13 protein-coding genes are annotated in these 13,928 nt (G+C 46.4%); 1 reads left to right on the top strand and 12 read right to left on the bottom strand.

The genetic code is table 11. From position 1 onward, the window contains the following. Position 1 precedes the first annotated feature (1 nt). The 12 genes from GT1_RS06525 to GT1_RS06470 all read right to left on the bottom strand — a co-directional run bounded on the left by GT1_RS06525 (position 2) and on the right by GT1_RS06470 (position 12,359). Positions 2-1,105, bottom strand: coding sequence for an NAD(P)/FAD-dependent oxidoreductase (locus tag GT1_RS06525; protein WP_188398044.1), 1,104 nt, complete (start codon positions 1,103-1,105; stop codon positions 2-4). Beyond that, the gene (locus tag GT1_RS06520; RefSeq protein ID WP_188398043.1) at positions 1,096-1,407 is read right to left on the bottom strand and encodes a (2Fe-2S)-binding protein; all 312 of its coding nucleotides are present in this window, start codon (positions 1,405-1,407) and stop codon (positions 1,096-1,098) included. The genes GT1_RS06525 and GT1_RS06520 overlap by 10 nt, the downstream gene beginning before the upstream one ends. Before the next feature lie 170 nt (positions 1,408-1,577). Then, complete coding sequence (locus tag GT1_RS06515; RefSeq protein ID WP_223226089.1) at positions 1,578-3,338, bottom strand: sigma-54-dependent Fis family transcriptional regulator; 1,761 nt, start codon at positions 3,336-3,338, stop codon at positions 1,578-1,580. Positions 3,339-3,595: 257 nt separating this feature from the next. Then, the gene (gene pgeF, locus GT1_RS06510) at positions 3,596-4,408 is read right to left on the bottom strand and encodes a peptidoglycan editing factor PgeF (RefSeq protein WP_188398042.1); all 813 of its coding nucleotides are present in this window, start codon (positions 4,406-4,408) and stop codon (positions 3,596-3,598) included. Between the two features lie 259 nt (positions 4,409-4,667). Then, positions 4,668-6,749, bottom strand: a complete 2,082-nt coding sequence (gene fusA, locus GT1_RS06505; RefSeq protein ID WP_188398041.1) for an elongation factor G — start codon at positions 6,747-6,749, stop codon at positions 4,668-4,670. Between the two features lie 472 nt (positions 6,750-7,221). Beyond that, positions 7,222-7,737 (bottom strand): cob(I)yrinic acid a,c-diamide adenosyltransferase, encoded by a 516-nt coding sequence (locus GT1_RS06500; RefSeq protein ID WP_188398040.1) that lies wholly within the window; start codon positions 7,735-7,737, stop codon positions 7,222-7,224. A gap of 16 nt (positions 7,738-7,753) precedes the next feature. Next, the gene (gene ndk, locus GT1_RS06495; RefSeq protein WP_223226088.1) at positions 7,754-8,182 is read right to left on the bottom strand and encodes a nucleoside-diphosphate kinase; all 429 of its coding nucleotides are present in this window, start codon (positions 8,180-8,182) and stop codon (positions 7,754-7,756) included. Positions 8,183-8,193: 11 nt separating this feature from the next. After that, positions 8,194-8,709 (bottom strand): gamma carbonic anhydrase family protein, encoded by a 516-nt coding sequence (locus GT1_RS06490; RefSeq protein WP_188398171.1) that lies wholly within the window; start codon positions 8,707-8,709, stop codon positions 8,194-8,196. 16 nt (positions 8,710-8,725) lie between these two features. Then, positions 8,726-9,490: a fumarylacetoacetate hydrolase family protein gene (locus tag GT1_RS06485; protein ID WP_188398039.1), complete on the bottom strand. Its 765-nt coding sequence runs from the start codon at positions 9,488-9,490 to the stop codon at positions 8,726-8,728. A gap of 116 nt (positions 9,491-9,606) precedes the next feature. Further along, entirely contained in the window at positions 9,607-10,473 is an 867-nt protein-coding gene (locus GT1_RS06480; RefSeq protein ID WP_075755711.1) for a zinc metalloprotease HtpX, read from the bottom strand. Between the two features lie 154 nt (positions 10,474-10,627). After that, positions 10,628-11,068: a type II toxin-antitoxin system RatA family toxin gene (locus GT1_RS06475; protein WP_075755712.1), complete on the bottom strand. Its 441-nt coding sequence runs from the start codon at positions 11,066-11,068 to the stop codon at positions 10,628-10,630. A 34-nt stretch (positions 11,069-11,102) separates the two neighbouring features. Then, positions 11,103-12,359, bottom strand: a complete 1,257-nt coding sequence (locus GT1_RS06470; protein WP_188398038.1) for an acetylornithine/succinylornithine family transaminase — start codon at positions 12,357-12,359, stop codon at positions 11,103-11,105. 195 nt (positions 12,360-12,554) lie between these two features. Here GT1_RS06470 and GT1_RS06465 point away from each other — a divergent pair, with 195 nt between their 5' ends. Further along, the gene (locus GT1_RS06465) at positions 12,555-13,832 is read left to right on the top strand and encodes a DNA recombination protein RmuC (protein WP_188398037.1); all 1,278 of its coding nucleotides are present in this window, start codon (positions 12,555-12,557) and stop codon (positions 13,830-13,832) included. Positions 13,833-13,928 lie beyond the last annotated feature (96 nt).

The raw sequence follows: 13,928 nt of genomic DNA, 5'->3' as shown, positions 1-13,928 counted from the left end.
ATCACCTCACAGAATACTCGGCCTGCTCACTCATGGTTACTTTGGCTAGACCGGAGCGAATTTTGGCGCTGATACTACCGGCTCTAAGTGCAGCCAGTTGGGCATACGCATCGTTATAGATTTCTTCCCCATTACTTGCTATTAGTCCCAGGTCGGCGACGGCTGCCAAAGCAGCCAGCTTACCTTCAACCATAGCGACTGAGGCTTCTTCCACTCCGGCTGCATCACCAGCGGCATATATATTGTGCTGCGTGGTCCGCATATTACTGCTGCGATGCGGTACATAGCCGCCCAGTTCAGGTATATAGTCCATTTGGCAGCCAGCCTGCCACAACAGCTCTGTTAACGGTGTAAGGCCGACAGCCAGGCAAAGGCCGTCTGCTTGAATATCAAACTCTGTACCAGTAACTGTCTGCCAAGTATTATCAACTTGGCAGACAGTTACACCAGTTAATCCGGGTGAACCATAAGCAGCTTTGACGGTATGCGAAGTGTAGATGGGGATACCGGCCCGACGGATTTTGGCAGCATGCACCAGGTAACCACCGATTTTGGCAGCTGCTTCGACAATTCCGGCAACCTCAACACCGGCTTGCAGCAGTTGGTAAGCTACAATGAGGCCGATGTTGCCAGAACCTAGTATTAAAAAGCGTTTACCTGGCAGAACACCATAGACATTCATGAGGGTTTGTACTGCACCGGCGCCACTAACCCCCGGCAGGTCGTTACCAGGGAAGGCTAATATTTTTTCCGCCGCACCGGTAGCGACTATGATTTTTTTTGCTTTAACGGTGACGAATTTCCCCAGATGTTTAGCTGTCAGCATACTGTCTTCCGGATAATAACCAAGCACAGTGGTGTTATTCCAAGCCGTTACAGTAGGTAATGCAAGTGCCTCTTTGATCAGAAGCTCAGCGATGTCTATGCCCCGTTCACCGGCGTACTCACTTTTGGAACCGAAAAACTTATGTGTTTGCTTAATAAGCTGACCGCCAAACTGTCCGGCACGTTCCATAAGCAGCACACGGGCACCTGCTTTGCCGGCATGGATAGCCGCCATGAGACCAGCCGGTCCGCCGCCAATTATTGCGATATCTATATGCATTGCAGCTTCCCTCTCCCAGATTGTGTTTCAACACTCATCCCTTGTCGAAGCGGCTCAATACATATCCGCACATTAGGAACTCCGTTGACTATCATTAAACAGGATGAACAATTGCCAATCGCACAGAACAGCCCGCGCGGGCGATGAAGTTTGTGACTGTGTCCAAGTACGGTGATACCAGCGGCGTGTAGAGCGGCAGCAATAGGTTCACCGGCATAACCTTCAAGTGGTTGCTTGTTAAAGGTGAAATTCACTTTGTTTTTTTCAGGGAATTGTAAAATTGGATGATTAGTAATCCTCATACTAGCACCTCCTCATACAGCTTGTTATTGCAAGTATCGTGCCAACCGTCAGAGGCATAAAAAAAGACTGCCGCAATACAGCATGCTGCACTCGCAATGACTGGCAGGATTTAACCCCTTCAGCGTTGTGAATGCAACAGCAGTGCATGGCAATCTTATTCTTCGTTGTGTCATTTTTTTGACGCTGCCGTCAGATTACTGACACCTCCTGGCTCCAGGCTCAGTTGCTGTATTTTATAATACAGCGTACTTCTAGGAATACCGAGTCTTTTGGCTGCAGCAGCCTTGTTAAAGTTAGTTTCCTGTAAAGCTTGCTTAATTAGCGCCCGCTCAAACGTCATCAGTTCCGAGAGTGCTGTCACGGTAAGCGGAGGCGTTTGGTAAGTCGTTTTATTATGTGTATTTCCCGCCTTAACATTAGCAGGTAAACAGGCTGTTGTCAGTATATCGCCGTCAGCGAGAATAACCAGCCTCTCTAAAATGTTATTAAGTTCCCTAACATTACCCGGCCAATCATATTCTAACAACGCTGCCATGAGAGCCGGTTCCACTTTGCAGTTGTCAGCACCAGATTTGTGAATACTACAAAAATGTTTAAGTCCCCGATACACCAATTCAGGAATATCCTCGCGTCTGCCCCGAAGCGGCGGCAGGTGCAAGGTTACGACGTTGAGCCGGTAGTATAAGTCCTCACGGAACTCACCGTTGGCAATCATTTTTTCCAGTTCGCGGTGCGTAGCAGCAATAATCCGTACATCGACCTGAACAGGGATATTGCCGCCCACCCGGTAAAAATTTTTTTCCTGCAGTACTCGCAGTAATTTTACTTGCATCTCCCGGGGCATTTCCCCAATTTCATCAAGAAAAAGCGTGCCGCCGTCAGCGAGTTCAAAAAGACCGGCTTTGCCTTTGTGGTCAGCTCCGGTAAAGGCGCCTGATTGATAACCAAATAATTCACTTTCAATTAAATTCGCAGGAAGGGCACCGCAATTAATCTCAATAAACCGGCCTTTGCGATTACTGGCAGTATGTACAGCCCGGGCGAAAACTTCTTTTCCAGTACCACTTTCGCCTCTGAGAAGCAGTGGTGCCGTGGTGGCTGCCACCCGTCTAGCTATATTAACAGCAGCAATAATACCGGGACTGTGACCGTAGACAGTAGCAAAAGCATCCGCTTTGGCGCTGATTTTATCAATTTCTTTTTCCAGGGATTGTACCTTACGGCTGGTACGCGTAAGCTCCTGATTGAGGTTTATTACTTCGGTAATATCACGTTCAGCACACACGCCGCCAACAACCTGAGAATTCATTAGAATAGGTGCAGCATTTATAAGTACATGTGTTTTCGAACAGGGGTTATGGTATTGATCTTTGACAGTGATGCGCTCAGCCGCAGCCTTTTTTACCAATAAGTTTGAAAAAAAGCTGTCAATCGGATTTCCTAAAATGCTCCCGGCCGCAATACCGTATAGTCTTTCGGCGCTTTTATTCCAGCTAACCACCTTGCTGGCTTGATCAATCACGCAGACTGACTCGCCGACAGTATCTAATATAGCTTCCAGCTGCAACCGCTGTAATTCGTACCGGGAAAACAGTGCAGCAAATAATAACTCCGGGGTACTGAAAGCAGTAATTCTACCAGCAGATTCGAAGAGAACAGCACTTTTTATAAGTTCTGACGACAAATGGTCCATTGCAGCTGATAATAAACTGGCTGGTTTTATAACTGCGTCAAAACAGGCAATTTCCCATGCACATGTCCCCGCAAGGGTTAGCTGGTTTGTAGTGATATACCCCCATTTTCCATCAGTTTGCAGGATGGCTGCCGTTTCATTATCACAGACACTGGCGGCAGCAACTGCTGTTGACGCGAATGGGTCAAGGGTCACCAAACTGGTTATAACAAGATCTCTCAAGTGCAGCTGCTGCATAAAGCACACCCTCCTTTTATAAAGAAAAAATGGCTTGCGCCTGGCCTTGTACCCGGAATCTTTATTTTATAAGGCCTCAGCGACGCAAGACTTATACTCACTGTTAAGATGAAAAAAAACGCTCCGTCCCCAGAGAAGGAAACAGCAGCGTCTTTGCTGGTGTCAATTATTTGACATTTATTCTATTATACCTAGCTGATATGACATTTTCAAGAACAAATATTCTTTGGATATAAACTAAATAGTTACATTTATCATTATAGCGAAATTGCGGCACCAATACGCCCGGTACGCCCATTTTCAGCGCGATGTGAGAAAAAAACGGGAGTATTTTCAGCTGTGCAGATACCGCTGACTGTAACATTTCTGTCCCGCACACCTATTTCCAAAAGCTGCTGGCGGTTGGCTTCCCATAGGTTAAGCTGCCAGCGATCGGCACACGGTGCTGCCAGTTCGTTCCACTTGCTAAAGCCGCTCCTAAGTTTGCCGATAACCATCTCATCCACCTCATAACAGCAGGGACCGATGGACGGGCCAATACCCACAAGACAGTCTGCCGGTTTGGTATTGTAGCTTTGCTGCATAGCCATCACTGTTTTTTGCGCAATTTTGGCAACCGTTCCCTTCCACCCGGCATGGCTTATGCCAATGGCCTTGGCAACAGGATCAACGATAAGCACAGGCACACAGTCGGCGAAAAACAACATGAGCGGCAAATCCGGCACATTGGTTATTAACGCGTCGGTACCACCGATAGCTTCCTGATAGTGCCGGGCACCACGTCCGGCGTCTGTTTCGGTGACCAATCGCACGACATCGCCATGCACTTGTTCGGCGGTAACTGCTTTATCGGCCGTCAAGCCTAGCGCCTGGCAGAAGGCCTGCCGGTTATGCCACACGGTTTCGGCATCATCGCCGGTATGCAGCCCCAGATTAAGACTGGTAAACGGTTGAACACTCCTGCCGCCCAGCCGTGTGGAAACACCGTGCTTAATGCCTCTGGTGGCGAATTCGGTAAACAGTCCGTACCAAACGCCATTTTCGCTGTGTTTCAAAACAAATTCACCCATTGTTAAACCTCCCATGAATTAAGGAAAATACGGCTTACACTGAGCTTTTGACAAAAGCATAAGCCGCTGCTGCTCTTATCCTGTTTGTAAGCAAGGTATGCTTTTTGTCAAAGCAAGGAAAGCTGCAGGCTTTTATTATAATAATACTCGCATTCGGCCTTAAATATCTATAACAAACCTTAAATTCATTCTTTCAACCTGTTAGAATAAAAAAAGCCTAGACAGGCTGCTTGGCGCAGCCTGTCTAGGCTTCTATTTACTACGCTTCTTCCATCTTATCTTTCTTGGCGCTGGCAATTATATTCTCGGCAATGCGTGCAGGTACGTCTTCATAATGAGAGAAACTCATATCGAAGTTTCCGCGTCCCTGGGTAATCGAACGTAAGTCAATACTATAACGGAACATTTCTGCCATCGGCACCTGGGCTTTAATTTTTCCCAGACCGCCGCCAATGGGTTCCATCCCCTGAATCCGTCCCCGTTTGGTATTAAGATCGCCGATTACATCACCCATATATGATTCAGGCACAATGACTTCGACGGCATAGATAGGTTCAAGCAATACTGGTTTAGCTTGCAGCGCGCCTTTCCTGAGGGCCATAGTGCTGGCAATTTTAAAGGCCATTTCCGATGAGTCAACCGTGTGATAGGAGCCGTCGGTTAGGGTTACTTTGACATCGACCATCGGATAACCGGCTAAAACACCACCGTTTAAAGCATCACGCACCCCTTTTTCAACTGCCGGAATATATTGACGCGGTACTGAACCGCCAAAAATGGAATCGACAAATTCAAATTGCGCGCCCGGCGCCAACGGGTCCAGTTGCAGCCACACATGTCCATACTGCCCATGTCCGCCGCTTTGTTTTTTATGTTTGCCTTCAACCTTAGCCGAGCCACGGATAGTTTCACGATAGGGAATCCTGGGGTTAGTCAGCAGCGTTTCAACGCCAAATTTACGTTTCATGCGTTCGGTCATAATATCAAGATGCAATTCGCCCATACCATAAACGAGTAACTGATGGGTTTCTACATCTTTGCGAACCTTAAAGGTCGGGTCCTCATCCATCAGTCTGGCTAGTGCCTGGCCGATTTTGTCTTCATCACCTTTGTTCTTAGCTTCAATGGCCCGTACGAACATAGGTTTTGGATAGGATATAGTTTCAAATAATATGGGTTTATCTTTGTCGCAAAGCGAATCTCCCGTACCGGTTTCCTGCAGCTTGGCGACTACTACAATATCACCGGCATGAACAGCGGTGACCGGATCTTGCTGTTTACCGCGCAGCGTAAAGAGGGTACCAATGCGTTCGGCTTTATCCTTGGTAGCGTTGTAAAGCGTGCTGTCCGGCTTTATCGAACCGGAGTATAAGCGAATATAGCTGAGCCGGCCAACAAAGGGGTCGGCTGTAGTTTTGAATACAATGCCGGAAAATGGGTCACCAACACTTCTTTCCACAGGTTCTTTGGTAACCGGGTGATAACCGATGACCGGACTAATACCAGGAGCGGGCAGATATTTAACAATAGAATCCAGCGCCTGTTGGATTCCGATATTTTTGACGGCCGAGCCGCACAGCACCGGAAATACCTTGGCCTGAGAAATACCGGTTAACAGGCCTGATGCCACTTCGTCATCTGTTAATTCTTCCCCTTCCAGGTATTTTGTCAGCAGCTCGTCATTACCTTCGGCAGCTGCTTCGATCAGAACCATGCGCGCTGCTTCAGCCTGCTCAAGAATATCGGCCGGAATATCGGATTCAATGTATTCTTTACCATTCTTCTCAGCCAGATAGGCTTTCATTGTAATCAAATCAACGATACCTTTAAATGTATCTTGAGCGCCTATAGGCAATTGAACCGGGACAACGCCATTGCCGAATTTTTCTTTCATACTGTCGACAACACTGTAAAAGTCAGCGTTTTCCCGGTCCATTTTATTAATAAAACCAATTCGCGGCAAACCTAATTCACTTGCATAGTTCCATACTTTTTCAGTTTCCACCTCAACACCGGAGGCGGCACACAACACAATAAGCGTGCTGTCAACAGCCCGTAGAGCACTTTTAACTTCAGCTACAAAATCAGCGTAACCAGGTGTATCAATAAAGTTTATTTTATGATCGCGCCACTCGCAAGGAGCCAAAGCTGTATTAATAGTAACTTTCCGTTTTACCTCTTCAGGTTCAAAATCAGTTGTTGCCGAACCATCATCAACACGCCCTAAACGGTTAACCGCGCCAGAATTAAATAACATGGCTTCGGTCAAGGATGTCTTACCAGATCCTCCGTGGGCTACAATTCCAACATTTCTTAACTTGTCGCTCTTGTACTCTTTCATGGCTAGTTCCCTCCTGTTGTGGTATGGTTAATTTCAGACACATTAAATTTTTTATTCTCTGTTTACTGTAAATATTCCTGCTTTTCTGTCTACTTTGCTTAAGTTAAATTAAACAGTTTTATCACTATTTATTCCATACTTATAATTTTTTTCCAGTTTTTAATCAAGCTATGTATTTTGTTGGAATAACAAAACGAGCTATTGTGCCAGCAATAGCTCGTTTTGGGTGGAGGGAATCATGCTTTTATCCTTTCAAGAACATACGCATCAATTTACGCAGCGGTCCTGGCAGTAACATTACATAACAACGAAAATTCACCATACTCGCCCCCTTGTTTAAACTATTATCTATTACTAAACCATCCTTAGCTATCGATATAGTTTATGCGAGTCGAATAAAGGTGTGCAACATCTGCCGGTTTCAGTAAAATTATTTAGAGATATTGCTGCTTTGGCTGCGTATTGCCGGCCACTACTTGCTAGTTTCGGATTCCAAACGGGACAATACAAAACACAAATCTGACAGACGGTTTAAGCCAATAAGCAGTTGTTCATTAACAGCGTCTGCTTCCTCCGCCTGGAGCCGTAATGTCTGACGCTCGGCTCGTCTGGTGACAGTTCGCGCCAAGTCAAGAGCAGCCGCTCCCGGGGTATCGCCAGGCACGATAAAGCTTTTCAGCGGTGGCAGCTTAGCGTCAAACTCATCAATCATTTGTTCCAGTGCTGTCACATGCTCGGCTGTAATATAGCGTTCCTGGTTACCGGCGCTGGCTAAATCAGCCATAACCAGCATTAACAATTTTTGCAGTTTAAATACGGCTTCTTTAACTTCCGGCTTGGTACAAGCCGCTCTTGCCAAACCTAGCGCTGAGGTAACTTCATCAACAGTACCATAGGCCTCTACTCTGGCGCTTGTTTTATTGATTCGCTCACCGGTTAACAGCCCGGTAGTGCCTTTGTCCCCCGTTTTTGTATAAACTTTACTCATTATCTTCCTCCAATGGCTACTGAACCAGTTCTTGTTCAGTAAAATATATGGCAATTTCCCGTTGTGCGCTGACAATGCTATCTGATCCATGCACAATATTGCTGGACATAACTGTGGCATAATCGCCACGGATGGTTCCGGGCATTGCATCAACAGGATTCGTCGTACCCATCATGGTTCTGACTACTTTTACGGCATTGGGGCCTGAGAGCACCATTGCCACTATGGGACCGGATGTTATAAACTCAATAAGCGCCGGATAAAAGGATTTACCCAGATGTTCTTCATAATGTTTGGCAGCAGTTTCCGGCGGCAATGCCAATAATTTAAGGGCAGTCAGTGCAAGGCCTTTTCGTTCAAATCGGCTGATGATTTCGCCGCAAATTTTTCTTTGAACTGCGTCAGGTTTTAATAGCACCAGCGTGCGTTCAATTGTGTCCCCCATAGCTACACCGCCTATACCATATAATTCTTTGCATCTTGAGCATAGACTAACGCCGATTGGCGAATAGTTTCAATTTCTTCCATACTGACCTGACGGATAACTTTGCCGGGTGAGCCCATAACCAATGAATTTGGCGGGATTTTTTTTCGTTCAGGGATGAGTGCACCTGCACCAATAATGCAGTTCTCACCAATTTCAGCATAGTTTAGAATGATGGCCCCCATGCCGATAAGACAGTTGCTGGCAATAGTACAACCATGGAGAATGGCTCCATGGCCCACCGTGACATAGTTGCCAATTACGGTGGGGAATTCATACCAGACATGTACGGTACAATTATCTTGTATGTTGGTATACCGGCCAATCCGAATCGGCTGTACATCACCGCGCAGCACGGTGTTAAACCAGATGCTTGCGTGGGCTTCAATGGAAACATCGCCAATAACTCTGGCTCCTTCGGCAATAAACACGTTATTATCAATTGTAGGCTGCAAACCTTTGAAAGGAATTACCGAACCCAATAGCATCTTCTCCTTTTTCGTGTCAACCGCGCGCAACCGTATTGGTAAGGCGTCCAATTCCCTCTATTTCAACAGTCACTGTATCGCCTACCTGCATGGCCCCCACTCCGGCAGGTGTGCCTGTCAGGATTACGTCGCCGGGGTATAAAGTCATAACCTGGCTGATGAAAGCCACCATTTCCGGTACTTTGAATATTAAGTTAGCCGTGTTTGATGCCTGTTTTACTTCGCCATTTAATAAAAGTTTAATGCCAATGTCATGGGGGTTTAATTGAGTTTCAATCCAGGGACCAAGCGGTAAAAATGTGTCAAAGGATTTACCTCGCGTCCATTGACCGTCATGCATTTGAATATCCCGCGCCGTTACGTCATTGGCGCAAGTGTAACCCAAAACATATTCCCCCGCCTGTTCTACCGGTATCTTATGTGCTGTTTTTTTGATAACGATAGCCAATTCGCCTTCATAATGCAAGTTTTTGGAAATGGAGGGAAACTCAATCTCTCCATCAGGTTTGTTTAAGGCGGACGACGGTTTAATAAAAATTAACGGTTCTTCCGGCAGCTTAAGGTTCATTTCCCTTGCATGATCATGATAATTAAGGCCAATACAAACGGCTTTCGTCGGCTGGCATGGCGCAAGCAGCGAAACCTGGTCTAACGCTACTTTTTTATTGCTTTCCTGGTAGGGACCGCAAAAAATATCACCATCAATAACTGTGATTTGGTTGTCTGCTGCTAACAGGCCATAAGTAATTTTGCCTTCAAACTCGAATCGGACTATTTTCATGTTATCCTCCTATTATGGCTGACTATTGGTATATTTTTTCCATACTTACCGGCTCATATCCTGCAAAAAAATCCCTCTGAAAGTAATTTTCAGAGGGATTTTTACCAAAAACGATATTAACGCATTTTTTTTGCCTGTGCTTCCAGTTTAGCCACCCGATCGGTTGTGGACGGATGGGTGCTGAACAGGCTGACAAGCATACCGCCTGCGCCGCTGAGGGGATTGATGATAAACAGATGCGAGGTTGCCGGGGTAGCTGAAGGCATAACCCGATGTTTCGCATAGTACTCAATCTTCTGCAAGGCACTCGCCAGGGCCAGCGGATTACCAGACATCGTGCCGCCTGTTTGGTCGGCCATGTATTCGCGTGAACGCGATACACCAAGCTGGATAAGAGTGGCTGTCAACGGTGCCACCACTACCAGAAACACAAATTCGACAATGCCGCCGATGCCGCCTTCTTCGTCATCTCCACGACCAAGACCAAAAATCGCGGACCATTGGGCAATGCTGCCAATCATCGCAATAACACCGGCTATACTGGCGACAATGGTGCTAATCAGAGTGTCGCGGTTTTTGATATGCGCAAGTTCGTGGGCAACAACGCCTTCAAGCTCTTCGTAGTTGAGCGCCCGCATGATACCGGTAGTTACAGCCACCACGCCATGCTCAGGGTCGCGTCCGGTAGCAAAAGCATTGGGTACTTCAGTATTGATAATATACACCTTCGGCATAGGCATTTTGGCCTTCTGGGCCAAACCGCTCACCATCCGGACTAAATCAGGTGCGTCCTGTGGTGTAACTTCTTGTGCCCCATACATTTTAAGGACAATTTTATCACTGAACCAGTAGCTGCCAAAATTCATTAGAATTGAGATAACAAACATAAACATCATGCCTTGCGTACCGCCGAAGAAAGCACCTACAGCCATCAGTAACCCTGTCAGCGCAGCAAGCAAAACTGTAGTTTTAAGTGTGTTCATCACAACACCTCCATAGTTTATAATATTGTACAGTCTTGTTCGTAACGTATGTCAGTGAAAGATGACATCGCTCCCCCATTCTCTTGCTCCATCTAATCTCTTTTCTGAAGTTATTTTAATTATAAGTGATTTACTTATAATTAACAACCCTTGTTTATGCTCGATTTTCCATGCGTTCCTTGATGGCGGTCAACATATTCAAACTATTGTCCCGTACCTTCTTTTTAAGAATTGGATTTAAGAGTCCCGCTATCATCGGGATACCAAATTCAAAATCTACCGTCAGCTTTATCTCAGTTCCATCTGCTACCGGGGTCAATATCCACTCTCCCTCAAACTTTTTGAGGTCACCATCTATCTGTTTGTAACTAATATGCATATTTGCATCATCAAATAGGTCTACTTCTGTCCACTTGATGATGCGCCCGTCGACATTGGACACCCATTTTGTTATTGTGGAATTTTCTTTGCGTTCCACAACCTCAACGCTCACCAAATCGGCCATAAATTCCGGATATTTCTCCATCTCTTTCAAGATAGGATATATTTCGCTGCGTTCAGCCCGAACCGGCAAACTTACTTCTACATATGGCATAGTATCTTTTCCTCCTGTCCTATTATAGTATATGTTATAAGTCTTCCAGCATATCCTGCGCTTTTGCTAAAGCGTCTGCCAATGCTGCAATCACATAATCAATTTGTTGGTGTTCAATAATCAGAGGCGGTTCAATGCGGATTACTTTCGGATTGTTCAGTGTATAAGCAATCAGTACGCCTTTATCAATCATTTCTGACAGGATAAGACCGCCAATACCCTCTTTGGTTAATTCTACACCAATCATCAGACCTTGCCCGCGCACTTCTTTGACGACCTCTGGATATGTATGCGCCAACTCGGTTAATTTGCCGATAAAATAAGCACCGCTTTGTTCGGCCTTGGCGACAAGCCCTTCTTCTTTAATGACATTGATGGCAGCGATGGCGGCAGCACAAGCCAGCGGATTGCCGCCAAAGGTCGAGGTATGCAAAAACGGGCTGGTAATATACTTATCCCAAATTGCAGGCCTGGCAGTAAAGGCACCAATGGGCATAACGCCACCGCCTAAAGCCTTGGCGGTAGTAATAATATCAGGTATTACACCATAGTGTTCGACAGCGAACATTTTACCGGTGCGTCCCAGTCCTGATTGTACTTCATCACAAATTAACAGCGCTCCCGTTTTGTCGCAAATGTCACGAACCGCAGACAGATACCCGGCAGGCGGAACAATGATACCGCCCTCGCCCTGGACCGGTTCAAGTATGACGGCTGCTGTTTCCTCATCCACAGCTTGACGCAATGCATCGATGTCACCGAATGGCACATGGCTAAAACCGGTAAGCAGTGGCTGGAACGGATCGCGAAACAAATCGCGTCCGGTGGCGCTCAGTGCTCCCAGGGTTTTGCCGTGAAAGGAATTAACGGTGGCGATAATTTTATTTCTTCCGGTATGTACCTTGGCTAACTTCAGACTGCCTTCTACCGCCTCGGTACCACTATTTACAAAAAAGCTATATGTAAGGTCACCTGGTGTAATTTCAGCCATAAGTGCCGCCAAATCGGCCATAGGTTTATCAAACAGTACCTTGCTGGACATCGGCATTAAGTCAAGCTGCCGTTTGACGGCCTCCACTACTTTAGGATGCCTGTGTCCCAGGCTGAATACCCCATAGCCGCCCAGACAATCAATATATTCTTTGCCATCAATATCACGAATGATATTGCCCTGAGCCTCCCACTCAATGGTGGAAAGTCCCATGAAACGGAACAGTTTGGCAACAGCCGGATTAATATATTGCTCATATTTTTCAATAGTTTCGTCGATGATTTGTTGGTTGTCAGACATATTTCAGATCCTCCTTGCAAATTTAATGCTGGTGTTTATGAAATCTCATGGTATTATTTTCTATTACTATCAAAAGAAATCCTTCTTTATTCCATTATGCCCAATAAGTACTGCAATTTTATTCATAACAAAAGGAATTAACCTGGTTTGTCTTGAATAACAATGCCTATTAAAATAAACCTTAGGAGTGTAGCCATGAATGAAATACTACCTGTAGCCGGCATAGTGTTACTTATCAGCAACCTGTTTCTCTTACTGCTGCTGCTAATGAAAGCAAGCAAACCCGGACAAATCGATATAACTCCCCTTAAGCAATTGACCTATAATCAGGAACGCCTGGAAACGGCTTTGCGGGATGAATTGGGGAAAAACCGTCAGGAGCTTACCTTCAACGTCAAAGTATTGCGCGAAGAACTTGCGTTGCAGTTGCATAACTTTACTAACAGTAATGATCAAAAATTTATGCGCCTCACCCAACTCAATGAGCAAAAGCTGGACAAACTGCGTGAAACTGTTGAAGCCAAGCTGATTGCCCTCCAGGATGACAATAGCAAAAAATTAGAGGAAATGCGCGCCACTGTCGATGAAAAACTGCATGCCACTCTGGAAAAGCGCCTGGGTGAATCTTTCCAGCTTGTGAGCGAACGGCTGGAGCAAGTGCATAAAGGACTGGGAGAAATGCAACAACTGGCTGTCGGCGTCGGTGATCTCAAAAAAGTACTGTCCAATGTCAAGACCCGCGGAATATGGGGCGAGATGCAGCTGGCTTCTTTGCTGGAGCAAGTCTTAACCCCGGAACAATATGCCGTCAATGTGGCTACCAAACGCGGCAGTCAGGACCGGGTAGAGTTCGCTGTCCGCCTGCCTGGCAGAGATAGCAGCGAGACCACTGTCTGGCTCCCCATTGACGCCAAGTTCCCCCAGGAGGACTACCAGCGCCTGCTGGAAGCCCAGGAGGCGGCTAACGCTGAACTGGCGGCAGCTGCTGCGGCCGGCCTGGAGACGCGTATCCGGCAAGAAGCAAAAACCATCAGGGAAAAGTATATTGATCCGCCTAATACCACCGATTTTGCCATTCTCTTTCTGCCTGTTGAAGGTCTGTATGCCGAAGTACTGCGCCGCCCAGGCTTATGTGACAGTTTGCAGCGGGAATACCGCATCAATGTGACCGGCCCGACTACTCTGGCAGCGCTCCTGAACAGTCTGCAAATGGGTTTCCGGACATTGGCCATTGAAAAGCGTTCCAGTGAAGTATGGACCATCCTTGGCGCAGTTAAAACCGAATTTGGTAAATTTGGCGATGTCCTGATGAAAACAAAAGAAAAATTGGATCAGGCCAGCCGGCAGATCGATGCGGCCGCGGTACGTACCCGAGCTATTGAACGCAAACTGAAAAACGTGGAACAATTGCCTGTGCCAACAGCAGTGGAAGTGTTGGGACAATATGACAATGATGAAGCTGAAACCGGCTGAACTTTTGAGTTTGGCCGGTTTTTTCGTTTAACAGGTATAAGTTTTGTGTGCCACTGGATCTTATAAAAGAAAAGATGCCGAGCCAAGGACCGGCGC

Origin of the sequence: Sporomusa sp. GT1 (genome assembly GCF_014634905.1) — a bacterium.
GTDB lineage: Bacteria > Bacillota > Negativicutes > Sporomusales > Sporomusaceae > Sporomusa > Sporomusa sphaeroides.
This window is presented reverse-complemented; position numbering and strand designations above follow the sequence as displayed.